The 25792-nt window shown below is 70.1% G+C and carries 22 protein-coding genes; 15 read left to right on the top strand and 7 right to left on the bottom strand.

Annotated features, from left to right (window positions below; genetic code table 11):
- Positions 1 to 67: 67 nt before the first annotated feature.
- From ABC304_RS15745 to ABC304_RS15735, 3 genes are all read left to right on the top strand, one after another.
- Positions 68 to 733, top strand: a complete 666-nt coding sequence (locus tag ABC304_RS15745) for a hypothetical protein (RefSeq protein ID WP_412932122.1) — start codon at positions 68 to 70, stop codon at positions 731 to 733.
- Between the two features lie 200 nt (positions 734 to 933).
- Complete coding sequence (locus ABC304_RS15740; protein ID WP_412932120.1) at positions 934 to 3096, top strand: DEAD/DEAH box helicase; 2163 nt, start codon at positions 934 to 936, stop codon at positions 3094 to 3096.
- Positions 3097 to 3249: 153 nt separating this feature from the next.
- Positions 3250 to 4278, top strand: a complete 1029-nt coding sequence (locus ABC304_RS15735) for a 6-phosphofructokinase (protein ID WP_412932118.1) — start codon at positions 3250 to 3252, stop codon at positions 4276 to 4278.
- 238 nt (positions 4279 to 4516) lie between these two features.
- On the opposite strand, the gene ABC304_RS15730 is transcribed toward ABC304_RS15735, so the two are convergent.
- The 3 genes from ABC304_RS15730 to ABC304_RS15720 form a co-directional block, all read right to left on the bottom strand.
- The gene (locus ABC304_RS15730) at positions 4517 to 5311 is read right to left on the bottom strand and encodes a hypothetical protein (RefSeq protein WP_412932116.1); all 795 of its coding nucleotides are present in this window, start codon (positions 5309 to 5311) and stop codon (positions 4517 to 4519) included.
- Between the two features lie 334 nt (positions 5312 to 5645).
- Positions 5646 to 7754 (bottom strand): S9 family peptidase, encoded by a 2109-nt coding sequence (locus tag ABC304_RS15725; RefSeq protein WP_412932115.1) that lies wholly within the window; start codon positions 7752 to 7754, stop codon positions 5646 to 5648.
- A 53-nt stretch (positions 7755 to 7807) separates the two neighbouring features.
- On the bottom strand, positions 7808 to 9412 hold the full coding sequence (locus tag ABC304_RS15720) for a molybdopterin-dependent oxidoreductase (RefSeq protein ID WP_412932113.1): 1605 nt from the start codon (positions 9410 to 9412) through the stop codon (positions 7808 to 7810).
- A gap of 285 nt (positions 9413 to 9697) precedes the next feature.
- Here ABC304_RS15720 and ABC304_RS15715 point away from each other — a divergent pair, with 285 nt between their 5' ends.
- The 5 genes from ABC304_RS15715 to ABC304_RS15695 all read left to right on the top strand — a co-directional run bounded on the left by ABC304_RS15715 (position 9698) and on the right by ABC304_RS15695 (position 14500).
- The gene (locus ABC304_RS15715) at positions 9698 to 10945 is read left to right on the top strand and encodes an inorganic phosphate transporter (RefSeq protein ID WP_412932112.1); all 1248 of its coding nucleotides are present in this window, start codon (positions 9698 to 9700) and stop codon (positions 10943 to 10945) included.
- Complete coding sequence (locus ABC304_RS15710) at positions 10942 to 11274, top strand: peptidase (RefSeq protein ID WP_412932109.1); 333 nt, start codon at positions 10942 to 10944, stop codon at positions 11272 to 11274. Before ABC304_RS15715 ends, ABC304_RS15710 begins: the two co-directional genes overlap by 4 nt.
- A gap of 145 nt (positions 11275 to 11419) precedes the next feature.
- The gene (locus ABC304_RS15705) at positions 11420 to 12328 is read left to right on the top strand and encodes a phosphodiesterase (RefSeq protein WP_412932108.1); all 909 of its coding nucleotides are present in this window, start codon (positions 11420 to 11422) and stop codon (positions 12326 to 12328) included.
- Between the two features lie 142 nt (positions 12329 to 12470).
- On the top strand, positions 12471 to 13943 hold the full coding sequence (locus ABC304_RS15700; RefSeq protein WP_412932106.1) for an aspartate ammonia-lyase: 1473 nt from the start codon (positions 12471 to 12473) through the stop codon (positions 13941 to 13943).
- A gap of 110 nt (positions 13944 to 14053) precedes the next feature.
- Complete coding sequence (locus tag ABC304_RS15695; protein ID WP_412932105.1) at positions 14054 to 14500, top strand: DUF4190 domain-containing protein; 447 nt, start codon at positions 14054 to 14056, stop codon at positions 14498 to 14500.
- A gap of 65 nt (positions 14501 to 14565) precedes the next feature.
- Here the strand turns inward: ABC304_RS15695 and ABC304_RS15690 are convergent, their stop codons facing one another.
- A complete protein-coding gene (locus tag ABC304_RS15690) occupies positions 14566 to 15432 on the bottom strand; it encodes a fumarylacetoacetate hydrolase family protein (protein ID WP_412932103.1) in 867 nt (288 codons plus the stop codon).
- Positions 15433 to 15625: 193 nt separating this feature from the next.
- On the opposite strand from ABC304_RS15690, the gene ABC304_RS15685 reads away from it, so the two are divergent.
- From ABC304_RS15685 to ABC304_RS15670, 4 genes are all read left to right on the top strand, one after another.
- Positions 15626 to 16933 (top strand): ABC transporter substrate-binding protein, encoded by a 1308-nt coding sequence (locus ABC304_RS15685; RefSeq protein WP_412932102.1) that lies wholly within the window; start codon positions 15626 to 15628, stop codon positions 16931 to 16933.
- 92 nt (positions 16934 to 17025) lie between these two features.
- On the top strand, positions 17026 to 17898 hold the full coding sequence (locus tag ABC304_RS15680; protein ID WP_412932101.1) for a carbohydrate ABC transporter permease: 873 nt from the start codon (positions 17026 to 17028) through the stop codon (positions 17896 to 17898).
- Positions 17895 to 18794, top strand: coding sequence for a carbohydrate ABC transporter permease (locus tag ABC304_RS15675; protein ID WP_412932100.1), 900 nt, complete (start codon positions 17895 to 17897; stop codon positions 18792 to 18794). Before ABC304_RS15680 ends, ABC304_RS15675 begins: the two co-directional genes overlap by 4 nt.
- A 1-nt stretch (position 18795) precedes the next feature.
- On the top strand, positions 18796 to 19482 hold the full coding sequence (locus ABC304_RS15670; RefSeq protein ID WP_412932099.1) for an alpha/beta fold hydrolase: 687 nt from the start codon (positions 18796 to 18798) through the stop codon (positions 19480 to 19482).
- A gap of 75 nt (positions 19483 to 19557) precedes the next feature.
- Here the strand turns inward: ABC304_RS15670 and ABC304_RS15665 are convergent, their stop codons facing one another.
- The 3 genes from ABC304_RS15665 to hisD are packed head-to-tail and all read right to left on the bottom strand — an operon-like array spanning position 19558 to position 22387.
- Positions 19558 to 20304 carry an HpcH/HpaI aldolase family protein gene (locus ABC304_RS15665; protein ID WP_412932098.1) on the bottom strand — a complete coding sequence of 249 codons (747 nt, stop codon included), beginning with the start codon at positions 20302 to 20304 and terminating at the stop codon, positions 19558 to 19560.
- Positions 20301 to 21059 carry an SDR family NAD(P)-dependent oxidoreductase gene (locus tag ABC304_RS15660; protein WP_412932097.1) on the bottom strand — a complete coding sequence of 253 codons (759 nt, stop codon included), beginning with the start codon at positions 21057 to 21059 and terminating at the stop codon, positions 20301 to 20303. The genes ABC304_RS15665 and ABC304_RS15660 overlap by 4 nt, the downstream gene beginning before the upstream one ends.
- Entirely contained in the window at positions 21056 to 22387 is a 1332-nt protein-coding gene (gene hisD, locus ABC304_RS15655; protein WP_412932095.1) for a histidinol dehydrogenase, read from the bottom strand. The genes ABC304_RS15660 and hisD overlap by 4 nt, the downstream gene beginning before the upstream one ends.
- A 105-nt stretch (positions 22388 to 22492) precedes the next feature.
- On the opposite strand from hisD, the gene ABC304_RS15650 reads away from it, so the two are divergent.
- The 3 genes from ABC304_RS15650 to ABC304_RS15640 all read left to right on the top strand — a co-directional run bounded on the left by ABC304_RS15650 (position 22493) and on the right by ABC304_RS15640 (position 25789).
- A complete protein-coding gene (locus ABC304_RS15650; protein WP_412932093.1) occupies positions 22493 to 23494 on the top strand; it encodes a LacI family DNA-binding transcriptional regulator in 1002 nt (333 codons plus the stop codon).
- A 120-nt stretch (positions 23495 to 23614) separates the two neighbouring features.
- Positions 23615 to 24595 carry a nuclear transport factor 2 family protein gene (locus ABC304_RS15645; protein WP_412932091.1) on the top strand — a complete coding sequence of 327 codons (981 nt, stop codon included), beginning with the start codon at positions 23615 to 23617 and terminating at the stop codon, positions 24593 to 24595.
- A gap of 27 nt (positions 24596 to 24622) precedes the next feature.
- Positions 24623 to 25789 (top strand): hypothetical protein, encoded by a 1167-nt coding sequence (locus ABC304_RS15640; RefSeq protein ID WP_412932089.1) that lies wholly within the window; start codon positions 24623 to 24625, stop codon positions 25787 to 25789.
- Positions 25790 to 25792: the final 3 nt, after the last annotated feature.

The raw sequence follows: 25792 nt of genomic DNA, 5'->3' as shown, positions 1-25792 counted from the left end.
CGGCGGGCTCCGCGGTGGCCGCGGCATCCGTCGGTACTGTCGGAGGACCCCTGCGAACGGAGCCGGCATGCCCACGACACCGCGTCACGCCACCCGCGCGTGGGCCGCTGCGCTCGCGGCGGCCGCGCTTGTCCTCACCGTCACCGCGTGCGTCCCCGAGCCGGGCCCGTCCGGGTCGGCCGCGCCGACGACGACCACCGGCGCCTCGCCGAGCGCCTCGCCGTCGACCTCCAGCGCGGCGCCGAGTCCCTCTGCCACCCCGTCCCCGACCGCGGCGGCCGGGGACATCTCGCTGCCGTCCTCGTGCGAGCAGATCTACTCCGCGGGCATGCTCGCGACGCTGAACGAGACCACGCCGCCTCTGAACGATCCGGGGGTGACGCTCCTGTCGACGCAGATCAGCGAGGCTCTGGAGGTGCTGGATGCGGCTCCCACCATCCGCTGCTCCTGGGGCACGCCGTCGGAATCCGGCCTCGCCACCAACGTGACGATCGTCGACGCGGCGCAGGCCGCCGCCGTGCAGACGGGCCTGGCCAACGCCGGGATCGGCTGCGAGTCGACCCTCGGCGGAACGCTGTGCGCAGCATCCACCCAGTCCCTCACCCTCGACAACGTGCTGGTGACCCGCGGCGAGACGCACTTCCTCCGCGGCAACGGCTGGGTGTCGACCTCGTGGATCTCCATCGACCCCGAGGGGTACACGCCCGACATCGTGTCGACGCTCTGGGGCTGACTCCCGCCGATGGCGTAGAATAGCGCCAGGGGAACACGTCGTCGTCTCCGCATCTCGCTGAAGCGGGGTCCTGCGGGTCGTCACGACTGAGCTCCGACCCGCGTCGCCGCCACCTTCTGGAGTCGACGCGGTGCGCGCCCGCCTCTCCGGCCTCCGGATCGGATCAGGAAGGCGCTTCCGCACTCACGCTCAGGAGGAGCATGCCGACCACGGCACCGGCGCACAGATCTGCGCAGACCTCGGCGAACCGCCGCAGGTCATCGTCTCGTCGCGACGACGAGGCCCCCGTCATCCCGATCCTCGCCCGGAAGGTGCGCGAGGTCGAGGCGAAGGCCCAACGGGGCAAGCTCGGCCCCACCAACCGGGTCAAGTTCCAGGTCATCGCCTTCCTGGTGCGCGAAGAGCGCGCCCGGGTCAAGGCCGACACCGAGATCACCGACGGCGCGCGCGCGGAGCTGCTCAAGCGCCTCGACGGCGTCGCGACGATCCTCGCGAAGACCGCCGCGCGCGACACGTCGCTCATCCAGCTGCTCGAGGTCGACCACGCGGCCTCGCCGGTCGCCCGGCGCATGCGCCGCGACTGGCTCCTCGAGTCGGGCGCGGAGCTCGCCCCCGACGAGCTGATCATCACGGATGCCGCGCCCGCCTCCGCGCCGGTCGTGCCGCCCGCCCTCGCCCAGCGCCAGGTGGTGCCGGTCGCGATCGAGTCGCGTCAGATGGCGAATCCGTTCCTGCCGCCCGACCTGAGCGCCCCCGTCGTGCGCGAGCAGCCCCGGCGCCGCCTCGACGGCTGGGAGCTCATGGGCCCGCTGTACAAGGCGTTCGAATCCGGAGCGGGCGGCACCGCGGCATCCATGGCCCTGCCCGACGTCCCCGAGTTCGATCGACTGTCGCCCAAGGGCCTCGAGATCATGCCGCACCAGTCGCGGTTCCTCGAGGCGGTCCGCGAGGGCCACCGCTCGTTCCTGCTCGCCGACGAGCCCGGCCTCGGCAAGACCGCGGAGTCGGTGCTCGCCGCCTCGGTCGCGTCCGCCTACCCGCTGCTGGCCGTCGTGCCCAACGTCGTCAAGATGAACTGGGTGCGCGAGGTCGAGCGCTGGACGCCGCAGCGTCGTGCCACGGTCGTGCAGGGCGACGGCGAGAACATCGACGCGTTCGCCGACGTCTTCATCGTCAACTACGAGATCCTCGACCGTCACCTCGCCTGGCTCAGCTCGATCGGGCTGAAGGGCATGGTCGTTGACGAGGCGCACTTCATCAAGAACCTCAGCTCGCAGCGGTCGCAGAACGTGCTGGCGCTCGCCGGCCGCATCCGGGAGCGCGTGCGCAACCCGCTGATGCTGGCGCTGACCGGTACGCCGCTGATCAACGACGTCGAGGACTTCGACGCCATCTGGCGCTTCCTCGGCTGGACCAATGGTGAGAAGCCCGGTCCGGAGCTCATGGAGCGCCTCGACGCCACGGGGCTGACCCCGGCCGACAAGGCGTTCTATCCCGAGGCCCGGGAAGCGGTCATCTCAATGGGCATCGTGCGGCGCAAGAAGAAGGACGTCGCCGCCGACCTCCCCGACAAGCTCATCGCCGACCTCCCCGTCGAGCTCGACGACGAGTACGGCCGCTCCATCCGTCACGCCGAGCGCGAGCTCGGGCAGCGTCTGGGTGCGCACTACCGCCGCATCATCGAGGCCCGCGGCGACCGCGGACTCGCGATCGGCGAGGTGGACGAGGACATCGTGCGGCTCGTCGCGCAGAACGAGCTGGACGAGTCGAAGTCGGCCGGCTCCGGGTCGGAGAACGTCTTCACGATGGTCCGCCGCATCGGTCAGGCCAAGGCGCTGCTGGCGGCGGACTACGCCGTGCAACTCCAGCGCTCCGTGGGCAAGGTCGTCTTCTTCGCGAAGCACATCGACGTGATGGATGCCGCGGAGAAGCACTTCGCCGCCGCCGGGCTGCGCACGATCTCGATCCGGGGAGACCAGACGTCCACCGCGCGCCAGGCCGGGATCGACGCCTTCAACGAGGACCCGGGCGTGGGCATCGCGGTCTGCTCGCTGACCGCCGCCGGCGTCGGCCTCAACCTGCAGGCCGCCTCCAACGTGGTTCTGGCGGAGCTGTCGTGGACGGCGGCCGAGCAGACGCAGGCCATCGACCGGGTGCACCGCATCGGTCAGGACGAGCCCGTGACCGCCTGGCGCATCATCGCCGCGCACACGATCGACACGAAGATCGCCGAGCTCATCGACTCCAAGCAGGGGCTCGCGCTGCGCGCACTGGACGGCATCGTCACCGATCCGCAGTCCAGCGACTCCGTGCAGCTCTCGGCGCTCATGCACCTCACCCGTCAGGCGCTCGGCGCGGTCTGAGGCCTGTCGACGGTCGTCGGTGACGGCGGCGCACTCTTCCGGGAGTGCGCCGCCGCCCGCGTTTCCGCGGTGTGGCAGGCCCGCGGCATCCGGCGCTAGTGTCGGAGAGGCAGCGTCGCCGACTCGATCATCCCGACAAGCGAGGACCACAGCATGAAGATCGGCATCCTGACGAGCGGTGGAGACTGCCCCGGCCTCAACGCGGTGATCCGCGGCGTGGTGCTGAAGGGCACGACGAACTACGACATCGAGTTCGTCGGCATCCGCGACGGATGGCGCGGCGTGGTCGACGCGGACTTCTTCCCCCTCACGCGCCACGAGGTGAAGGGCCTGTCGAAGGTCGGCGGAACAATCCTCGGCACGAGCCGCACCAACCCGTACGAGGGGTCGCGCGGCGGTGCCGAGAACATCTCCAAAACGCTGTACGGACACCGCATCGACGGCATCCTCGCGATCGGCGGGGAGGGCACGCTCGCGGCGGCCGACCGCCTGTCGAAGGACGGCATCAATGTCGTCGGCGTCCCCAAGACGATCGACAACGACCTGCGCGCGACCGACTACTCCTTCGGCTTCGACACCGCCGTGAACATCGCGACCGACGCGATGGACCGCCTCCGCACGACCGGCGACTCGCACCAGCGGTGCATGGTCGCCGAGGTGATGGGGCGTCACGTCGGCTGGATCGCGCTGCACGCCGGCATCGCCGCCGGCGCCCACGTCATCTGCATCCCCGAGGTGCCGCTCTCGCTCGACGAGATCGTCGACCAGGTCACCCGCGCGCACGACCGCGGGCGTGCGCCGCTCGTCGTCGTGTCGGAGGGCTTCAAGCTCAAGGGCATGGAGGAGGCGTTCAGCGACAAGGGCCTCGATGCCTTCAATCGCCCGCGCCTCGGCGGCATCAGCGAGATCCTCGCTCCCGAGATCGAGCGCATCACCGGCATCGAGACGCGCTCCACCGTGCTCGGCCACATCCAGCGAGGCGGTTCGCCCTCGGCCTTCGACCGCGTGCTCGCGACCCGCCTGGGCCTCCACGCCGCCGACGCGCTCCGCGAGGAGGCCTGGGGGCAGATGGTCGCGATGCGCGGCACCGACATCGTGCGCGTGCCCTTCGGCGACGCCCTGGGCGAGCTCAACACCGTGCCGCTCTACCGCTACGAGGAGGCCGCCGCGCTCTTCGGCTGAGCGGTGGCGGGGAGCGGTGCCGGGGAACGGTGCCGGGGAGCGGTGCCGGGCCGGTCCGTCTGGGCCGTCTCTGTCGTTCGGACCCGCCCTGGTTGCCCGCCCGTTCCGCGGTGGTGTCCCACTTTTTGCACAACACGCCGGTTGGCTGTGCAGAAAGTGGGACACCAAGTCAGATGCGCCGGCTCGGGGGGTCACCGACCGCCCGGTCAGCCGGCCACCAGGCGCGCCGGCTCAGGGGTCACCGACCGCCCGACCAGCCGGCGCGTCGGAGCGCCGAGCGCACCTTCTCCACCGCCGCACGGCCGTCCCCGCGGATGTGGTGGTTGAGGATGCGCACGTGGTCCCAGTCGGCTGAGCGGATGCGGTCCCAGCGGTCGCCGTCCTTCTCGAACTGGCGCTGATCGTCGGCGTGCACGCGGCCGTCGTACTCCGGGGCGACGCGCCACCTCGGGTACGCGAGATCGAGCTCCGCCACGAAGCGACCGTGGGCGTCGCGCAGCACCCAGTTGATCTCGGGTTCCGGAAGGCCGGCGCGCGTGAGCACGAGCCGCAGCTTGGTCTCGCGCGGCGACCTCACCCCGACCCGGACCTCCCTCAGCGCCCGGTGCAGGACCTGGCCCGGCGTGTCCTTCATGGTCGCGACCTCTTCTCGCAGCTCCGCCACCGAGGCGAGCGGGTGGTCGCCGGAAACGAGGTGATCCGCGGCCGCGACGAGATCGTCGATGCCCCAGCGGGTGCCCGCCTGTCGCCAGGCTCGGACCGGATGCTCGATGCGGAGGCCGTCGGCGTCGACGACGGCGAGCGTGTCCCGCGTCTGCAGCCGATGTCCGACGATGCCGGCGACTCGCGGTTCGCGAGCCGGCCGATGCGCGGACACGTGGATGGCCGGCCGGTACGGCCACGGAGGGAGAGGTGCGCCGTGCAGAGCCAGCGCCGTCTCGTGGCTGAAGAACTGCCAGCCCCTCAACCGAGGGAGGTACTGAGCGCACCGCGCGCGCAGGTCATCCTCCTCCGCGAACTCGAAGGTGCGCACACCGGGGTACGGCTGCCACAGCTAAGGTCGCCGCAGTGCGTGCGCGGAATGACCGAGCGCGACAGCCTCTGAGATCGAGAACGAATGGGCCAGACCGGCGGGTAATGGTCGGGGACGAGGCATCCATCATCGTGACGTCGCCGGCGTCGCCCCAGCCCCGCCGAACCCCAACCGGTGCAGCGCACCCCGCTCACCGCACCTGGGGAGGACCGCCCCGCCCGAGCGTGTCCCACTTTCTGCACAACTCGCCGTCGAGTTGTGCAGAAAGTGGGACACGAACACGAACAGCCGAACGACGGGCCGGCCCAGGACAGGGAGAGGCGGATGCTGCGGGTCAGGCCTCCGCGAGGCCGAGCACGTCGAGCAGCCAGGCCAGCTCGAAGGCGCGCTCGCGCCAGGCGTTGTAGCGACCGGTGACGCCGCCGTGGCCGGCGACCATCTCGCACTTGAGCAGCGCGTCGGCGCCGACTTCGCGGAGGCGGGCCACCCACTTCGCGGGCTCGACGTAGAGGACGCGCGTGTCGTTGAGCGAGGTGACCGCGAGGATCCGCGGGTAGGTCGCCCCCGAGCGCACGTTCTCGTAGGGCGTGTACGACTTCATGTACGCGTAGACGTCGGCGTCGTGCAGCGGGTCGCCCCACTCGTCCCACTCGATCACGGTCAGCGGCAGATCCTCGTCGAGGATCGACGTCAGCGCGTCGACGAAGGGCACGTCGGCGACGATCCCGGCGAAGAGCTCCGGCGCGAGGTTGGCCACGGCGCCCATCAGCAGGCCACCGGCGGACCCACCTTCGGCCACCAGGCGTTCCGGGGTGGTGTAGCCGCTGTCGACGAGGTGGCGGGCGCTGTCGACGAAGTCGGTGAAGGTGTTGCGCTTGTACAGCAGCTTGCCGTCCTCGTACCACTGGCGGCCCATCTCGCCGCCGCCGCGGACGTGCGCGACCGCGAAGACGACGCCGCGGTCGAGCTCCGACAGGCGCGCGATCGAGAAGCGCGGGTCGATCGAGTGCTCGTACGAGCCGTAGCCGTACAGGTGCAACGGACGCGGCTCCGCTCCGGCCTCGCCGAACGAACGCTTCCACACGAGCGAGACGGGCACCTGGGTGCCGTCGGCGGCCGGAGCCCACACGCGCGCCTGCGCGTAGTCGGCGGCGTCGTAGTCGCCCAGCACGGGCTGGCGCTTGCGCAGGATGAGCTCCCGCGCGGCCGGGTCGTAGTCGTACACGGTCGACGGCGTGACGAAGGAGTCGTAGCCGAGGCGCAGGAGGGGCGGCGCCCATTCCCGGTTGCCGCCGAAGCCGGCGGCGAAGAGCGGCTCATCGAAGGCGAGCTCGTCGACGGCCCCGGTCGCGTAGTCGAGGAGACCGACGCGAGCGAGGCCGTCGCGGCGGTACTCGATGGTGGCGAAGTCGCGGAAGCAGTCCACGTCGATCAGCCGGGTGCCGGGGGTGTGGGGGAGCAGCACGGTGCGCTCGCCCGTGGGATCGGATGCCGCGACCCGCACCAGCTCGAAGTCGAGGGCGTCCTCGTTGTGCAGGATGAGCAGGACGTCCTCGCCGTCGAGGACCGCGTGGTCGACGGAGTACTCCACACCCTCGCGGCGCGGCCAGACGACGGTCGGGGCGGCGGTGAGATCGGATGCCGGCACCAGCCAGTCCTCGGACGTGATGGACGACCCCATCCCGATGACGAGGTACTTGTCGCTCCGGGTGAAGCCGGCGCCGAGCCAGAAGCGCTCGTCGGGCTCGTGGAACAGCGTGACGTCGGCAGCGGCATCCGTCCCCACCGCGTGCGCCCAGACGGTGTCGGGGCGCCACTTGTCGTCGACCGTGGAGTAGACGATGTGTCGGCCGTCGGGCGAGAACTGCGCACCGGCCGCGATGCCCGTCAGCTCGTCGGCGAACGTCTCACCGGTCTCGAGGCTCCGCACGCGCACCGTGTAGCGCTCGTCGCCCGTGGCGTCGACGCCCCACAGCATGAGGCGGCCGTCGTCGGTCACGTCGAACGCGCCCAGCGAGAAGAATTCCAGGCCCTTCGCCTCGGCATTGCCGTCGAACAGCACCTGCTCGCCCGGCACCGCCACCTCGGGCGACAGCTCCGGCGGGGTCCAGTCGTCGGGCGCCGAGATCGGCGCGCGGCACTGGATGCCGTACTGCTGGCCCTCGACGGTGCGGCCGTAGTACCACCAGTCGCCCCGGCGCGACGGGACCGACAGGTCGGTCTCGAGCGTGCGGCCCTTGATCTCGGCGAAGATGCTCTCGCGGAGCCCCGCCAGGTGCGCCGTGCGCTCCTTCGTGTAGGCGTTCTCCGCCTCGAGGTGCGCGATGACGCCGGCATCGTCCTTGTCGCGCAGCCACTCGTAGGAGTCCTCGACGGTGTCGCCGTGGTGCGTGCGGATGGTGGGGACGCGGCGGGCGACGGGGGCATCGGTGGTGTCGGTCACCACAACACGCTAGCCGAGGGCGCCCCGGTTGGGGCGCCCTCGGAACACGCGGGTCAGCGCACCGTCACCAGGTTCTTCTGCCAGCCGGACGAGCCGTTGGGTGCGATCGGCGCGCGCTCCTGGATCTGGAGGTTGCCGGCGGAGTCGGTGGCCCGCACGGCGAGGTAGTGCGTTCCGGGGGTGGCGTCCCAGTCGAGATACCACTGCACCCAGGTGTCGTCGTTGATCGGCGTCGAGAGGGTCGCGGGCACCCAGTCGCCGTTGTCGATCGAGACCTCCACCTTCCCGATGCCCACGGTCTGAGCCCACGCCATGCCGGCGATCTTCACGGCGCCCGCGTCCACCGGGGCGTCGACGCGCGGCGTGTCGATGCGCGAGGAGAGCTTGATCGGCGCCTCGGCGCTGTAGCCGCGGGGGGTCCAGTACGCCTCGTCCTGCGCGAAGGTCGTGACCTTCAGCGAGGTCAGCCACTTGGTGGCCGACACGTACCCGTACAGGCCGGGGACGACCATGCGCACGGGGAAGCCGTGCTCCAGGGGGAGGGCCTCGCCGTTCATGGCGACGGCCAGGATGGCGTCGCGGTTGTCATCGGTGAGCGCGCTCAGCGGCGTGCTCGCGGTGTAGCCGTCGACGCTCTCGGAGAGCACCATGTCGGCGCCGGACTGCACGCCCGCCATCTTCAGCACCTCGCGCACCGGCACGCCCCACCAGGTCGCGTTGCCGACGAGACCGCCGCCGACCTCGTTCGAGACGCAGGTGAGGGTGATGGCGTACTCGTCCAGACCCATGCCGACGAGGTCGTCGAAGCTCAGCTCGACCGTGCGGTCGACCATGCCCTCGACGGTGAGCTTCCAGGTGGACGGATCGATCGAAGGCACCGTCAGCGCGGTGTCCACACGGTAGAAGTCGGCGTTCGGGGTGATGAGCGGGGAGATCCCCGGGATGTCGAGCTCGGCGCCCGCCGGGATCGTCACGGTCGTCCGCGGCGCGGGGATGTTGAGCGCCTCGCGCAGCTTCTCCACCGAGGAGGTCGCAGCGGACACCACCCGGGCGCCGGCGCCGACGGCCAGGGCTGCGACGGCCGAGATGCCCGTCATCACGAGGAATCCGCGACGCGAGGGGGCGGCCGTCTTGGGCGAGCCTGCGCCCGCCTCGATGACGGGAGAAGCGGATGCCGCGGCATCCGGTCGTCCGTCGCTCACGGAGTCGCGCCACGCCTTCAACCGGCGCACGAGCAGGAGGATGAGGACCGCACCGGCGATCGTGCCGACGACCGGCGGGATCGCGGACAGGAAGGTCGCACCGGTGCGGGTGACGATGGCCGCGGTGGACAGCACGCCGGCGATGATCATGGCGATCACGCCCAGCGGCGGCCGGACGTACTGCAGGATGCCGGCGACGGCGGCCGCCACGACGACCGCGATGCCGAGGCCGATGAGCAGCGCGGGCTTGTCGAAGTCGCCGAAGGTCGTGATCGCGAATTCCTTCAGCGGCCGCGGGACGATGTCGATGACGAACGAGCCGACGGCCAGGATCGGGCTCGCGGAGCGGTCGACGAGGAGCGCCACCGCCTCGGCGACGGCGAGGAACCCGCCCGCGGAGACCACTCCGGAGACGGCCGCCCAGGCGACGAACCGGGCCGATCTGCTGCGGGACATGAGTCCGCCCTTCTGCTGTGCTGCGCGCACGCCTGCTGTGGGTGCGTGTCCTGCATATTCGCCCCGGGAGGGGGATCGGATTGCGTCATGCGCCCGGTGTCGCGTGCGGGATCGGCGAGGGTCGTCCTCCGTCGCGCCGCCGGCGGCGGCCGCCTCGGTGAATCGCGCCGCGATGTGCGAGGATTCGATGGCCGGTGAACGCGCCGCGAAGTCCAGGTGAACTCTTCGTTCACCGTGCCGATGTGCTCGGCCCCCCTCCTACTCCCTCCCCCTGGAAGGCCCACGGTGGACACCGCTGCACTGATCATCGTCCTGGTCATCGCCCTGGCACTGTTCTTCGACTTCACGAACGGGTTCCACGACACCGCCAACGCGATGGCCACCCCCATCGCCACGGGGGCGCTCAAGCCCAAGGTGGCCGTGCTGCTGGCGGCCGTGCTCAACCTCGTCGGCGCGTTCCTGTCGACGGAGGTGTCGCGGACCATCTCGCACGGCATCATCCGGGAAGACGAGATATCGGCGTCGATCTTCCCCGCGCTGATCTTCGCGGGCTTGATCGGCGCCGTGACGTGGAACATGCTCACCTGGCTGCTGGGGCTGCCGTCGAGCTCCTCCCACGCGCTGTTCGGCGGCCTGATCGGCGCCACGATCGTCGGCGTCGGCTTCGCCGCGATCAACTTCGGCACGGTGCTGAGCAAGGTGATCCTGCCGGCGCTCATCGCCCCCTTCACGGCGGGCGTCATCGCCTTCCTCGTCACGCGCATGGCCTACGCCATCACTCGCAGGAGCGACTCGAAGCCCGACGGACGCGACGGCTTCCGGTGGGGGCAGATCTTCACGTCCTCGCTCGTCGCCCTCGCCCACGGCACCAACGACGCCCAGAAGACGATGGGCGTGATCACCCTGGCGCTGATCACGGTCGGATGGCAGAGCTCGGAGCACGCCGACCCGCAGCTGTGGGTCATCCTCGCCTGCGCCTTCACGATCGCCCTCGGCACCTACATGGGCGGCTGGCGCATCATCCGCACCCTCGGCAAGGGACTCACCGACGTCAAGCCCGCGCAGGGCTTCTCGGCGGAGACCTCGACCGCGGCGACGATCCTCGCCTCCAGCGCCCTCGGCTTCGCGCTGTCGACCACGCAGGTGGCCTCCGGCTCCGTGATCGGATCGGGCCTCGGCCGGCGCGGCTCCGTGGTGCGCTGGGGCACGGTCGGGCGCATCGCCGTCGGCTGGCTCCTCACCCTCCCCGCGTCGGCGGCCGTCGGCGCGATCGCCGCGCTGTTCGTGGTCTGGTGGGGCGAGGCGGGCATCGTCGTCGACGCCGTCCTGGCGGTCGCGATCATCCTGTTCCTGTTCTGGCGCTCGCGCCGCAACCGCGTCGACGCGGGCAACGCGATGAGCGAGGTGGCCGAGTCCGGTCGCGCCGTGAAGGTGACCCGGCACCCGCCGCCCACGCGCCGCCGCCGCACGCAGAAGCGCGCCGCCGAGAAGAGCAGGGCGGGCGCCGACTCCGACGAGCGGACCGGCCGATGAGCATCGACATCAACTGGCTCGCCTTCCTGCAGGTCTTCGGCGCGGCGCTGGCCGGCGCCGTGCTCGTCGTCGGGTTCTACGCGCTCGGACTCCGGCTGCTCGTGCGCGCCGGCCGCGTGCCGGTGGTCGCGCCGGCCGAGTTCACCGACGCGATCTCGGTCATCTCGCCCAAGCACGCGCAGCGCGCCGCACACCGCGCCGAGAAGGCGGCCCGCAAGAACCCGCTGTCGGAGGGCCAGAAGCGCGTCGCACGATTCAGCGCGTACGCGAGCTTTGCGCTGTGCGCGGCCGCGGTCCTCGCGGGGCTGCTGCTCATCGTCCTCGGCTGACCGGCCGACCGGGCGGCGGCGAAGAAACCGGCCGACAAGGCGGTGGCGCAGCGACACGGCGCTAGCGCAGCGACGCGCGGCGGCGCAGCGACGAGCCGGCGTCGTCGGTGGCCTGGCCGTCGGGGCCCCGCCGTAGGCTGACGGCATGGTCGCGGCATCCTTCTCCCTCGGGCAGCACCCGCCCGCTCGGCGCACCATCGTGCACCTCAGCGACACCCACCTGCTCGGCGGAGACCGCCTGCTCGGCGGGGTCTACGACACGGCTGGTCACCTGACCCGGACGATGGAGGCGATCACCCGTCTCGGCATCGCGCCCGACGCGCTCGTGTTCACCGGCGATCTCACGGACGTCGGCGAGCCGGAGGCCTACCGGGCGCTCCGCGCGCTGGTCGAACCGGTCGCCGCCGAGCTCGGAGCTCCCGTCATCTGGGTGGCCGGCAACCACGACGAGCGACCGGCCATGCGGCGCGAGCTGCTCGACGGGGCGGCGAGTGAGGACCCGGTCACCGGGGTCTGGGACCTCGGCGGGCTTCGTGTCATCGCACTCGACAGCAGCGTGCCCGGCTGGCACCACGGAGAGGTGGATGCCGCACAGCGGGAGTGGCTCGCGGCGGAGCTGGCGACGCCGGCGCCGCTGGGGACGCTCCTCGCCCTCCACCACCCTCCGCTGCCCAGCCACATCCCGCTCTTCGACATCCTGGAGCTGCGCGACCAGCCGCTGCTGGCCGAGGTGCTCGCCGGCACGGACGTGCGCGGCATCCTGGCCGGTCATCTGCACTACTCCACCAGCGGCACCTTCGCCGGCATCCCGGTGAACGTCTCGGCGGCCACCTGCTACACGATGAACCTGCAGCGGCCGCCGGCGGAGGTGAACGGCATGGATGCCGGGCAGTCCTTCCACCTCGTGCACGTCTACGACGACACCATCACCCACGCCGTCGTCCCGGTCCTCGACGCGCCCACCGGCGACTTCTTCTCGGAGGAGTGGGTCGAGCGCATGGCCGCGCTCAGCCCGGAGGAGCGGCTGGAGCAGTTCTCGCGGAAGCGACGCTGAGCCGCAGCATCCGACGGTCTTCTCGACACGACGGAGACGCGATCCACGACACCTGTACGCGGCGTACAGGTGGGGCTCGCAGGTCGCCGAGTACGCTCGGAGCATCCCCCATCTCGCTCCGTGACCCACAAGGACTGCTCACATGGCACTGGACGCAATGACGCGCACCCGCACCGAGACCGATTCGCTCGGCTCGCTCGAGATCCCGGAGGACGCCTACTGGGGCATCCACACCGCCCGGGCGCTGGAGAACTTCCCCATCGCGAAGCGGCCGATCTCCGTCTACCCCGACCTCGTGGTCGCCCTGGCGATGGTCAAGCAGGCGTCCGCCCGCGCCAACGCCGAGATCGGCGACCTGGACGCCGAGAAGGCCGACCTGATCGACCGCGCGGCACAGCTGGTGATCGACGGCCAGTACCACGAGCAGTTCGTCGTCGGCGTCATCCAGGGCGGGGCGGGAACCTCGACCAACATGAACGCGAACGAGGTCATCACCAACATCGCGCTCGAGCTCGCCGGTCGCCAGAAGGGCGACTACGCCTTCCTGTCGCCGATCGACCACACGAACCGCAGCCAGTCGACGAACGACGTCTACCCGACGGCCATCAAGATCGGCCTCGCGCTCACGCTCCAGAGCCTGCTCGACGAGCTGAGCCTCCTGCGCCAGGCGTTCCTCGACAAGGCGGTCGAGTTCCACGACGTGCTCAAGGTCGGTCGCACGCAGCTCCAGGACGCGGTGCCGATGACGCTGGGCCAGGAGTTCCACGGCTTCGCCACGACGCTGGGGGAGGACTACAACCGGCTCAAGGAGAACGCGTACCTGCTCTACGAGATCAACATGGGCGCGACGGCCATCGGCACCGGCATCACCGCCCACTCGGGCTATTCCTCGGCCGTGCTGCACCAGCTGCGCCGCATCACCGAGCTCGACCTCGAGACCGCGGTCGACCTCGTCGAGTCCACGAGCGACACCGGCGCCTTCATGTCCTTCTCCGCCTCCCTCAAGCGCAACGCGGTCAAGCTCTCGAAGATCTGCAACGACCTGCGCCTGCTCTCCAGCGGTCCGCAGGCGGGCCTCGGCGAGATCAACCTGCCGGCGCGGCAGGCGGGATCCAGCATCATGCCCGGTAAGGTCAACCCGGTGATCCCGGAGGTCGTCAACCAGGTCGCCTTCTCGGTCGTCGGCGCCGACATGACCGTGACCATGGCCGTGGAGGGCGGTCAGCTGCAGCTGAACGCGTTCGAGCCGGTCATCGCGCACTCGATCTTCCAGTCGATCACCTGGATGCGGCAGGCCATGTGGACGCTGCGCGTCAACTGCGTCGAGGGCATCACGGCCAATCGCGAGCGCCTGGGCGCGATGGTGGGTTCCTCCGTCGGCGTCGTCACCGCGCTCACCCCCTTCATCGGCTACGCCGCGTCGGCGGCCCTCGCAAAGACCGCGCTGCTCACGAATCGCAATGTCGCCGACCTGGTCGTCGAGGCGGGGCTGATGTCGCGCGAAGAGGTGCAGAAGCAGCTGTCCCCGGCCCGTCTGTCGGGGCTGGAGACCATCACCGCGGCGATCCCGATCGTGCAGGCGGCCGAGGACCTGGTGGCGGTCGAGAAGGACTGACCGCATACCATACGCGCCGTCCGCGGCGGGGGAGCTGTCGGCGAACGTCCAGGAACCGCTACCTTGTGACCGACACGCACCCATGCGTGCCCGTCTCACGAGGAGCCACGATGACTGACCCCAACGGACCCGCCAACTCTCAGCCCCCCGCCTACTCGCCGCCGCCCGCACCCGGCGAGCCCGCGCCGTACAACGCCGCGCCGCCCGTCGGCTCGGGCGAGTACGGTGCCGCCTCGACGACCTATCCGGGCAAGACGCTCGGCATCGTGGCCGTCGTCGTCGCGATCTTCTTCAACCTGATCGGCCTCATCCTCGGCATCGTCGCGCTCGTGCAGAGCCGCAAGGCCGGCCGCAAGAACGGTCCCGCCGTCGCGGCCATCATCATCGGCGCGATCCTGACGGTCGTCGGCATCATCGTCGCGGTGCTCATCGTCGGAGCGATCGGCGCCGCCACCGGCATCGCGAACGACGCGCTCCAGGCCTGCGAGGCGGCCGGCTACACCGGGACCGTCACCGTCCAGGGCGTGGAAATCGACTGCTCGAGCATCTCGCGCTGATCTCGACGTTGAAGGCCCCGTCGCGCATGCGCGGCGGGGCCTTCTCGCGTTCCGCGCCCGGCGCGTCAGTCGAGGATGCGGCAGTGCGTGGTGAGCGACCCGATCCCGTCGACGCCGACGCTCACCGTCGAGCGGTCGCGGAGGAAGATCTGCGGGTCGCGGGAGTAGCCGGCGCCGCCGGGGCTGCCCGTCGAGATGAGGGTGCCCGGCAGCAGCGTCGCCGACTGCGACAGGTGCGCGACGAGCGTGGCGACGCTGCGCACCATCTGGTCGGTCGAGGCGTCCTGCACCGTGTGCCCGTCGACGATCGCCCAGATGTGGAGGTCCTGCGGGTCGGGGATCTCGTCGGCCGTGACGACGAAGGGTCCGGTGGGCGTGAAACCGTCGAACGACTTGCAACGCGACCACTGCGCCTCGGAGAACTGGATGTCGCGGGCCGTGATGTCGTTGACGACGGTGTAGCCCCAGACGTGGGAGAGGGCGTCGGCGGCGGAGACGTCGTGCGCCGGCCGGCCGATGAGGACGCCCAGCTCCGCCTCGTAGTCCACCGACTCGCTCAGCGAGCGCGGCCACGAGGTGGTGGCCTCGTGCGCCGTCAGCGAGTTGGGCCACAGGGTGAAGACGGTGGGCGCGGTGTCGGTCTTGAGCCCGAGCTCGCTGGAATGCGCGGCGTAGTTCAGACCGATCGCGAGCACCACCGGGGGAGCCAGCACGGCAGAGGCGAAGCGAAGACCGGAGACCGGATGCCGCGGGCCCGCGTCGCCCGCCGCGTCGCGCACGCGCGCGAGCAGCTCGTCGCCGCCGGCGATCAGCTCCTCGAGGACACGCGGGGCTCCGTCGAAGAGGTCCTCGACGACGACCGCGTCGTCATCGATGATGGTGACGAGGCGCGGATCGTCCGCTCCGTCGAGGAACACATGGGCGAAGCGCATGCCTCCACGCTACCCGGCGGGGCCGGGCGGCCGCGTCATTCCGGGGCGGAGGGGTCGCAGCATCCGGTGCGAATCCTCACGGCACACCCGCTGACGCGTCAACCCTATACGTATTCATGTTGCGGGGATGTAACGATATTTTCGCCCGTTTTTAGGCTTCCCTAACCCGAATGCATACGTATACTCTGTGGCCATGTCATCTACCAAGAAGCGCGTCATCTCCCTTGTCGCCATGGCGGCCGTGGGTGCATTCGCTCTCACCGCCTGCGGCGCCGGCAGCCGCACCGGCAACGAGAATGCCACCTCCGTCACCTGCGACTACACCGCACCCGAATCCGCGACCACCGTCAACGTGCTCGCCTACAACTCCTCCGCGATCGACCCCTTCACCGACACGATGGTGTCGAGCTGCACGAAGGGCGACGTCACCGTCAAGCACGACCCGATCGACTTCGGCGGCCAGGTCACCAAGACGACGGCGACCCTGGCCGGCGACACCGGCAGCTACGACATCGTCGAGACGTACGGCTACGTCATCCCGAGCCTCGCGAACGACCAGAAGCTGATGCCGCTGGACGACCTCTTCGCCAAGTACGCGGCGGACTACAAACTCGACGACATCAGCGAGTCGATGCGCACGGGCATGTCGTACGACGGGAAGCTCTACGCCCTGCCGATGCAGGCGCAGATGTTCATCATGGCCTACCGGTCCGACATCTTCGACGAGCTGGGGCTCGAGGTGCCGAAGACCTTCGACGACATGATCACCGCCGCCGAGGCCATCAAGGCCGCGGGCAAGATGGAGTACCCGATCGCCCTGCCGTGGCTCGCCACATCCGACGTCGCCACCAGCTTCCAGGCCGTCATGAACTCCCTCGGCGCCGACTTCACCACCTCCGACGGCGAGGTCACCCTCGACACCCCGCAGGGCAAGCAGGCGCTCGAGGCCATGCAGAGCCTGCAGCCCTACATGGACCCGCAGGTCACGACGTTCGACCAGCCCAAGGTGCAGCAGCAGATGTACAACAACACCGCGGCGATGTCGATCATGTTCTCCGGCCGCATGAGCGACCTGACGGATGCCGCGAACAGCAAGCTCTCGGACTCGTTCGCCTTCGCGGCGCCGCCGAAGGTCTCGTCCGACGCGGAGTACCTGTACAACCGCCTCTCCATCGACGGATGGTCGATCCCCTTCAACACGAAGCTGGATCCCGACATGCTCTTCGTGATGATGGCCTCGGCGGTCAGCGAGGACGCGTCGAAGGCATCCGTACCGGCGGCCTACCCGGCCCGGGAGGGCATGATGACCCCGGAGAACTCGCCCTACGGGCAGGCGGCCAACGACTCGATCGCCGGCACCATGCCTCCGGTCGTGTCGCCGGTACTGGCCCCGGTCAGCAACGAGATCACGCCGATCCTGGCGCAGGTCCTGGCGGGCAACCTGACGGTCGACGACGGTCTGGCGCAGATGCAGGCCGCCGCGGAGAAGGTCGCGGGCTGACGCCCACCCCATCCACCCACCGGTGAACCGAACGACTGCGGCCTGTGCCGTCCGGCACAGGCCGCAGTCGTCGATCGAAGGGAATCGCTCCGATGAAGGCACGCGAATTCTGGCTGCTGTTTTCCCCCAGCCTGCTGATCATGAGCGCCCTGCTCATCCTCCCCCTGGCGCGCACCGTCCAGTGGAGCTTCGAGAACGTCCGGTACGGCACGCCCGGCACGTTCGTCGGGCTGGCGAACTTCACCGACGCCCTCACCGACCCCCGGTTCCACCGGGCCGTGATCTTCACGGTGGCTGTCACGGTGGTCACCACCGCCATCCTCATCGTCTTCGGCTATCTCATCGCCACCGCGGTCAACACTCTCCGGCTCACACGGCCGCTGGTGCTCGGCATCATGCTCGTGTCGTACGTGCTGCCGAACCTCGTCGGGGCCGTCGCCTTCTCCTGGCTGTTCGACGACAACTTCGGCGGCGTCGTGAACCGCTTCATCGGACTCCTCGGCGGCACCCAGGTGCTGTGGTTCACCGACCAGGTCCCCAACGCCATCCTCGTCATCGCCAACACGGTCTGGCAGATGCTCCCGTTCGCGATGCTCATCATCCTCGCGGGGCTGCAGGGCGTGCCGGTCGAGCTGCGCGAGGCGGCCCGCATCGATGGGGCGAACGCCTTCCAGACGCATCTCAGCGTGATCATCCCGACCATCCGCGGAGTGCTCGGCTTCGTCACGCTCATCTCGATCATGGACGTGCTGCGCCTCTTCGACGTCCTGATACCCCTGTCGCCGCAGGCGGAGACGATCGGCAACGAGTCGATCATGCTCTACGTCTACTCGGTGGCCTTCGCCAACGGGGCGAACGAGCTCGGCCTCGGCAGCGCGATCAACGTCCTGACCATCCTGCTCATCCTCGTCATGCTCATCCCCTTCATCCGAGGGATCTTCAAGGAAGCGAAGGCCGCGCGATGACCCTCACCACCGAGACCCTGTCGACGCGGGCCATCACCACGGGCGACCTCAAGGGGAAGAACCGTCGCCCCCGGGCCGGACGCGGTGTGCGGGCCCTCACCGGCACCCTCCTCGGACTGCTGTGCGTGCTCATGCTCAGCCCGTTCATCTGGATGACGCTCTCGGTGACGAAGCCCACCGACGTCGCCTTCGCGAACCCGCCGGTGCTCTTCGGCTACGAGCCGACCTTCAAGGCGTTCGTCGACCTGTGGCAGACCACGTACTTCGCCGACTACCTCGTCAACACGCTCGCCGTCGCAGTGATCTCCACCGTGATCGCCCTGGTGATCGGCATCCCGGCGGCCTACGCCCTCTCCCGGTTCCCGAGCTACATCTCGGCCCTCCTGCTGGTGCTGGCGCTCGTCTTCCGCGCTCTCCCGCGCTTCGCCGTCGTGCTCCCGATGTACGACATCAGCCGCGCGCTGGGCATCTACGACACCACCTTCGCGCTGGCGATCGCCCTGGTCGCGATCAACCAGCCGTTCACCATCTGGCTGCTGCGCAACTTCTTCGCCGAGATCCCGCGTGAGCTGGACGAGGCGGCGATGATCGACGGCTGCACCCGCATCGGGATGCTGCGCCGCGTCATGATCCCGCTCATGGGTCCGGGCATTCTCACCGCCGGCATCTTCGTGTTCCTGTTCGCGTTCCAGGAGTACCTGACGGCCCTCGTCCTCACCGACACGTCGTCCAAGACCGTGCCGGTCTTCATCGCCACGCAGCTCGGGCAGACGCTGCCGATGCTGCAGCAGGCCGGCGCAGCATCCATGCTCCTCACGATCCCCGTGATCCTCATCGCCTTCATCGCGCAGAAGTACCTCGTGGCGGGCCTCAGCGACGGCGCCGTCAAGGGCTGACGTGAGAGGACTCCCGCTCGTCCTGCTGGCGGGGATGAACTGCACCGCCGACCTGTGGACCGGATGCGGGCTCGACGACGCCCTCACGCCGGTGCTCGACCGGCCGACGATGGACGAGCAGGTCGCGCATCTCAGCGACACCCTGCCCGAGCGCTTCGTCCTGGGCGGGCTGTCGCTCGGGGCGATCGTCGCGATGGAGCTCGCGGTCCGCGCTCCGGAGCGCGTCGCCGGGCTGTGCCTCGTCTCCACCAACGCCAAGGCGCCGACGGATGCCCAGCAGGCGGGATGGCGGGAGTGGCGGCAGCGGCTCGACGACGGAGCGACGGCGGAGGAGCTCCAGCGGTCGATCCTGCCGGCGCTGCTGTCCGCCGAGGGGCTCGCTCGCCCTGACCTCGTGACGAGAGCGCTGGCGATGGGGGAGGAGACGGGCGAGCGGATGCTGCGCGCACAGCTCCTCCTGCAGTCCACCCGTCGCGACCTCCTCGCGCGGCTGCCGAGCGTCGCCGTGCCGGCGCTCGTCGTCTCGGGCACGGCGGACGCGATCTGCCTGCCGACGTTCCACACGGAGATCGCCGCCGAGCTTCCCGGCGCCCGTGTCGTGGCAGTGGACGCCGGCCACCTCCTCCCGCTCGAGCGCCCCGGCGAGGTCGGGGCGCTCGTCAGCGCGTTCCGCGCCCGGCTGGGCTGACCTCGACGGACGGGCGCGCTGATCCGGCGCGTTGCGCTCAGGTCCGCGCGAAGCGCGCACTCTCGCGCGTCGCACTCACTCCCGCGCGCCGCGCAGCGCGCGGAAGTGCTCCATCAGCGAGTGGGCGAGGTTGTAGACGACGAGTCCGGCGCCGTCATCGAAGGCCGCACGTGCGGCGTCGGGCGTGCCGACGATGTCCATGCGCAGCCGTCCGGCGTCCGCCAGTGCCGCGTTGACGCGGGCGGTGGACTCGGCGGGCGACGGATCGTCCGGGCCCGAGGAGGCAGCCAGATCCGCGGGGCCGATCATGATGCCGTCGAGACCGGGGGTGCCGATGATGGCGGCGGCGTTCGCCGCGCCGGCGGGCGATTCGATCATGCCCAGCACGAGGGTGTCGGCGAGGAAGCGCTCGCGATGCTCGGATGCCGGCACCTGGCCGAAGCGGCCCGCTCGGCTGTAGGTCGCGAATCCGCGGGTGCCGACGGGCGGGTAGTGCGCCGCGGAGACGAGGGCGGCGGCCTGTGCCGCATCGTCGAGGTGAGGCGCGAGGATGCCCTCCGCTCCCTGGTCGAGCGCCCGGAGGATCATGCCGGTGTCGCCCTCGCCGATCCGCACGATCACCGGCACCTCGTGCAGGGCCGCGGCGGCGATGTGCTGGCGCAGGGGGATCAGATCGGCGGGGCCGTGCTCGCAGTCCACCAGCACGAAGTCGAAGCCCGCGACGGCGGCCATCTCGACGAGTTCCTCGGCCGGCATCCGCAGCAGGACACCCACCAGGCGCTCACCGGCGAGGGCGCGGGAGCGGAGAGACGGGCGCGTCACGCGATCATCCCGGCCGACAGGTCGACGTCGGCCCCGCACATGCCGGGCATCGCCAGCATCGCGACGACCGCCGCGCCCACCTCCTCCTCCGTGACCATGCGCCGGAGGGCGGATCGCGAGACGAACGCCTCCTCCGCGTCGGCCACCGAGCCGCCCGAGCGCTCCGCCTCCAGCCGGAAGTTGCGCTCCATCCGCGGCCCCGACACGGGACCGGGGGAGAGGGTGTTCACGGTGACCCCCGACGGCCCGACCTCGAACGCGAGGGTCGAGGTCAGCCCGATCACCGCCATCTTGGAGGCGGTGTACGGCGTGCGATGGGCGAGCGGGCGCTTGCCCGACACCGAGGCGATGTTGATGACGTCGCCGGATCCCCGCGCCGTCATGCCGGGGAGGAAGGCGCGGCACATGAGGAACGTGCCGCGCACGTTGATGTCGAAGACCTCGTCCCACTCCTCGACCGAGATGTCGGTGAGGGCGGCGACCGGTCCCGCGATCCCCGCGTTGTTCACCAGGATCGACACCTCGGTGCCCTCGAGCTCCTTGCGGAGCCGATCGACCGACGACGGGTCGGAGACGTCGCACGCCGCCGCACGCGCACGGTGCCCCAGCCGCTCGACGATGCCGGCGAGCTTCGATGCGTCGCGCCCGACCACCACGACGTCCGCGCCTGCGGCATGGAGCGCGGTCGCGATCGCCGCACCCAGTCCGCTGCCGCCGCCGGTGACGAGGGCGACGCGACCGCCGAGGTCGCTCACCGCGACGGCGTTCCGGCGCCGGCGCCCTCGCTCTGCGCGATCCAGTCGTGCTGCGTCCCGCCATGCCGCCACGACCGCACATCGCCCGAACGGGCGTGACCCTCGAACAGCTCCACCCGTGCGGCCCGGCCGCACACCTCGCCGAGCATGGCGGACGAGGCCGTGTCGGTGATCTCCTGGTAGGTGACGGTGCGGAGATACTTCCCGACCCAGAGGCCGCCCGTGTAGCGGGCGGCGCCCAGCGTCGGCAGCACGTGGTTGGTACCGATGACCTTGTCGCCGTAGGAGACGCAGGTGTTCTCGCCGAGGAAGAGCGCGCCGTAGTCGTGCATCTTCTTCAGCGCGGCGCGCGGCTCGGCGGTGAAGATCTGCACGTGCTCGAACGCGAAGTCGTCGGCGAGCGCGTAGGCCTCGTCGAGGTCTTCCACCACGATCACCTGACCCCAGTCGCGCCAGGCCGGCCCCGCGTAGTCGCGGGTGGACATGCCCGGCAGCAGCTGCTCGATGTGCTGCATGACCCGGTGGCCCAGCGCCTCCGACGTGGTGATGAGCACGGCGGGCGACTCCGGGCCGTGCTCGGCCTGCGACAGCAGGTCGACGGCGGTGAGGAACGGGTCGGCGTCGTCGTCGGCCACGATGAGGATCTCGGTCGGTCCGGCGAACAGATCGATGCCGACCTCGCCGAAGAGCTGGCGCTTGGCCTCCGCGACGTACGCGTTGCCGGGACCGGCGATCATGTTCACCGGCGCGATGGTCTCGGTGCCGACGGCCATGGCGGTCACGGCCTGCACGCCGCCGAGGATGTAGATCTCGTCCGCTCCCGCGAGCTTCATCGCCGCCACGGTCGCCGCGGGGATCTCGCCGCGGATGGGCGGGGTGCAGGCGACGACTCGGGGCACACCGGCCACCTTGGCGGTGATGATCGTCATGTGCGCGGAGGCCGTCAGTGGGTACTTCCCGCCCGGGATGTACGCGCCGGCGGCCTGCACGGGAACGTGCTTCTGTCCGAGGTGGACGCCGGGCAGGGTCTCGACCTCGATGTCGACCAGCGAGTCGCGCTGGGCCTGGGCGAAGCGGCGGACCTGCTCCTGAACGAACACGATGTCGTCGATCACCTGCTGGTCGAGCGTCGCCATGATCTCCGCGACCCGCGCGTCGTCGAGCCGGAACGGCTCGGTCCAGCGGTCGAACTCCTCGGCGTAGCGGCGCACGGCGTCATCGCCGTTCGACCGGATGTCCGAGATGATCGCGCCGACCCGTGTGGCGACGTCGGCCTGGGTGGTGTCGGTGAACGATTTCGTCGGCGCGCTCTTGAGGAATCGAGGCATCAGTGTCCCTTTCGTACATACGTATGTAGACATTATGACTTCGTATGCATGCCAGAGCAACCCGTCCGCTAGACTTCGCCTGACGGAGTGGGCCGAGGGGGTGCGATGGCTGTCACCAGCAGAGACGTCGCGCGGCTCGCGGGGGTGTCGCAGCCCACGGTGTCGCGCGCGCTGCGCGATGATCCGCGGGTGTCGGAGGACACCAAGAAGCGCGTGCGCGATGCGGCCGTGCTGCTGGGCTACGTGCCCAGCGAGGCGGGCCGCGCCCTGTCCTCCGGCCGCACCCGCCGCATCGGGCTGCTGGTGACGGATCTGAAGAACCAGTTCTACTCGAACATCATCGCGCCGGTCCACGACGAGCTCGAGGGCATGGGCTATCAGCTGATGCTCCACACCGAGACGGCCGACAACGAGACGGTGGCCGAACGCCTCATCGCGAACGGTCTGGACGGCGTGATCCTGGCCACCACTACGGTGGACTCCGTCGCGCCCCTGCGCCTGCGCGACCGCAGCCTGCCCTTCGTCTACTTCAACCGCACGGCGGCCTACGTCGACGCCGACGCCACCGTCGTCGCGCCCGCGCGCGGTCTGGGCGAAGCGGTGGCGCGCGCCGTCGAGCTCGGTCACCGGCGCATCGGTGCCGTACTCGGCCCCAGCAACACCAGCACGGCACAGTCCCGGGAGCTTGCGCTCCGTGCGGCGCTCGCGGAGCACGGTCTCGTGCTCGAGCCCGAGAACGTGCGGCGAGGGCCATATGACACGGCGTCCGGCGATGCGGCGACAACCGAGCTGCTGGCGACACCCGCGCCGCCGACCCTCATCTTCTGCGGAAACGACGTCGTCGCGTACGGGGCGCTGAACGCGGCCCGGCGCGCAGGATTCGACGTCCCCCGAGATGTGTCCGTCGTCGGATTCGACGACCTGCCGCCGGCCGCCTGGCCGATCATCGAGCTCACCACGGTCGCCTACGACCTGTCCGGGATGGCCCGGGAGGCCGCTCGCCTGATGGCGCGGCGCATCGAGGAGCCCGGGGCTCCGCTCGCCCACGTCGAGTACGAGACGTCCTTCGTCGAGCGCCGCACGCTCGCCGCCGCCGCGTCGCGCTGAGTGACTTCGGCGGCCGCGGTCTGCCGATCTCTTGCATCGCAGTTGTGCATACGCATACACTGACGGCACGACATCCCCAGCGTCGTCGGAACGGCGGCGCGGAACACTAGGAGCGAACGAGTGCCTCTCGACCCGGTTGCCTACCAGCCGTACGCGGACCCCGATGACTTCATCCGCGAGGTGACCGATCTGATCTGGGTGGACCGGTCGATCAGCTACATCCGCGAGAACTACGAGCCGGACTCCATCGTCCACGGCGCCTACGGCACCTCCACCACCCGCGACGAGGTCATCGAGGGATCGCTGATGCGCATCTCGGCGACGCCCGACCGCGTCGGCCAGGCCGAGGACGTCATCTGGGAGGCGCGAGGAGACGACGCGTTCCTGAGTTCGCACCTGGTGCTGTCCTCCGACCTGCACAGCGGCGACCACAGCCGCACCATCGCCAACTGCCTGTATCGCCGCGGACGCATGGTCGAGGAGTGGGTCGTGCGCGACTCGCTCGCGGGTGCACTGCGCCGTAGGGAGGATCTCGACGAGCTCGCCCGGGCGCAGGCCTTCCGCGGCTACACCGGTTCGTGGACCGAGCCGGCACCCGCCGACCCGATCGCCCGCGGCGACTCGGGTCCGCGGCCTGACGACCACCGCTCCGAGGTCGAGACCGTCATCGACATGATCCAGACCGTGTGGAACGACCGCGACCTGCAGAAGGTCGAGAAGTTCTTCCTGCGCGACCTGGTGCTCCAGACCGTGGGCGACCGTCTCGTGATCCGGCCGGAGGGCTACCGTCGCGCCCTGCTGCGCTTCCTCGAGTCCTTCCCCGCCGGACAGTTCGAGATCCGCGACATCCAGACCAACTACGACGTCAGATACGCGGGCCTCCGCGTGGCCGTCACGTGGAAGTTCGTGGGCGACTACATCGGGGTGCCGAACTACGGGCCGCTGACCGGACGGCCCATCGACCTGCTGGGCATCTCGCAGTTCACCTTCCACAACGGCGCGCTCGTCAAGGAGGTGCGTCTCTGGGACGACATCGCCCTGCGCGCCCAGATCGCGGGCATGCGCGGCGACGAGCCCGTCGGCTTCTCGAACATCTACTGAGCGTCACCGAAGAAAGAAGAGCACATCATGAGCACCGATCACCTCAGCCACGACGTGACCGTCGACGCGGCCGAAATCCAGCGGCGGACCATCCTCAAGTCGGACTGGGCGCCGCACCGCGCCGCCTTCATCGACTGCCGCACGCCCGGTTCCGACCGCAAGGAGAACTACGCCTTCATCGGCGGCGGGGTCTCCCAGAACGCCGGTCAGGTCATCAACCTGACCGAGGAGCACGGCTTCAACACGGGTGCCGCCGGAATGCCGAACGGCATCTCGAACAACCTGCACCTGCACTTCACCGCCGAGGTGTTCGTCAACCTGGGCGGCGAGTTCCGCCTGCGCTGGGGCATCGACGGCACGCAAGGCGAATACGTCAGCACCGACGGAGACATCATCTCCATCCCGACCTGGATCTTCCGCGGATTCACCAACGAGGGCCCGGACGACGGCATCCTCTGGACCGTGCTCGGACGCGACGTCACCGGCGGCATCATCTGGGGGCCGTCGGTGCTCAAGGAGGCGGAGTCGTACGGCCTGCACCTGACGGCCGACAACCAGCTCATCGACACCGTCGCCGGCGACGTGCTGCCGGAGGACGTCGCGCTGATCAAGCCCATCCAGCAGAAGTACATCGACGAGCTGACGACCTACTCGGTGGAGCAGATGCGCGGACGCGTCATCCAGCCCGCCGATCGCGTCTACAGCCGTCACGCGCTGCTGTGCGCCGCCCTCCCGGGCGGTGCCGCCGAGCTCGCACTCGCGATCGGCTACGGCATGAGCGAGGACCGCCGGCAGGTGCCGAACATCCACGAGCCGCACTCCTTCAACATGGCGTGGGTGCGCGCGGCGGAGGACGAGGGGATGCTGCGGCACCGGCACAACCGGACGCAGGCACTGCTGGTCAAGTCGGGCCGCTGGGAAGTCACGCTCAACGGCGACCCGTCGGCGACCGTCGAGCTCGGACCCTCGGACTCCTTCTCGGTGCCGGTGGACGCCTGGAGGGCCTTCCGGTGCATCGAAGCCGGCGAGGACGGCGCGGGCGAGCTCCTGGTCGTCAACGGCGGCGACGACCGCGTCTACCTCGAGTGGGCTCCCGAGGTCGTGGATGCCGCGCGCGACGCCGACTGGATGATCGACACGAACGGCTACCTGGCGCCGGTCGGCGTGATGGTCACCGCGACGGAGGACGACTGAACG

It is taken from the genome of Microbacterium jepli (assembly GCF_047237905.1).
In the GTDB taxonomy this organism is placed as follows: domain Bacteria; phylum Actinomycetota; class Actinomycetes; order Actinomycetales; family Microbacteriaceae; genus Microbacterium.
The sequence above is the reverse complement of the archived record's forward strand: the minus strand, read 5'-3'. Positions and strand labels throughout refer to the sequence as shown.

What these genes read in the sequence shown, in the direction of transcription:
- ABC304_RS15745 (WP_412932122.1), top strand. Translation starts at nt 68, where the DNA reads ATGCCCACGACACCGCGTCACGCCACCCGCGCGTGGGCCGCTGCGCTC.
- ABC304_RS15740 (WP_412932120.1), top strand. Translation starts at nt 934, where the DNA reads ATGCCGACCACGGCACCGGCGCACAGATCTGCGCAGACCTCGGCGAAC.
- ABC304_RS15735 (WP_412932118.1), top strand. Translation starts at nt 3,250, where the DNA reads ATGAAGATCGGCATCCTGACGAGCGGTGGAGACTGCCCCGGCCTCAAC.
- ABC304_RS15720 (WP_412932113.1), bottom strand. Translation starts at nt 9,412, where the DNA reads ATGTCCCGCAGCAGATCGGCCCGGTTCGTCGCCTGGGCGGCCGTCTCC.
- ABC304_RS15710 (WP_412932109.1), top strand. Translation starts at nt 10,942, where the DNA reads ATGAGCATCGACATCAACTGGCTCGCCTTCCTGCAGGTCTTCGGCGCG.
- ABC304_RS15705 (WP_412932108.1), top strand. Translation starts at nt 11,420, where the DNA reads ATGGTCGCGGCATCCTTCTCCCTCGGGCAGCACCCGCCCGCTCGGCGC.
- ABC304_RS15700 (WP_412932106.1), top strand. Translation starts at nt 12,471, where the DNA reads ATGGCACTGGACGCAATGACGCGCACCCGCACCGAGACCGATTCGCTC.
- ABC304_RS15695 (WP_412932105.1), top strand. Translation starts at nt 14,054, where the DNA reads ATGACTGACCCCAACGGACCCGCCAACTCTCAGCCCCCCGCCTACTCG.
- ABC304_RS15690 (WP_412932103.1), bottom strand. Translation starts at nt 15,432, where the DNA reads ATGCGCTTCGCCCATGTGTTCCTCGACGGAGCGGACGATCCGCGCCTC.
- ABC304_RS15685 (WP_412932102.1), top strand. Translation starts at nt 15,626, where the DNA reads ATGTCATCTACCAAGAAGCGCGTCATCTCCCTTGTCGCCATGGCGGCC.
- ABC304_RS15680 (WP_412932101.1), top strand. Translation starts at nt 17,026, where the DNA reads ATGAAGGCACGCGAATTCTGGCTGCTGTTTTCCCCCAGCCTGCTGATC.
- ABC304_RS15675 (WP_412932100.1), top strand. Translation starts at nt 17,895, where the DNA reads ATGACCCTCACCACCGAGACCCTGTCGACGCGGGCCATCACCACGGGC.
- hisD (WP_412932095.1), bottom strand. Translation starts at nt 22,387, where the DNA reads ATGCCTCGATTCCTCAAGAGCGCGCCGACGAAATCGTTCACCGACACC.
- ABC304_RS15650 (WP_412932093.1), top strand. Translation starts at nt 22,493, where the DNA reads ATGGCTGTCACCAGCAGAGACGTCGCGCGGCTCGCGGGGGTGTCGCAG.
- ABC304_RS15640 (WP_412932089.1), top strand. Translation starts at nt 24,623, where the DNA reads ATGAGCACCGATCACCTCAGCCACGACGTGACCGTCGACGCGGCCGAA.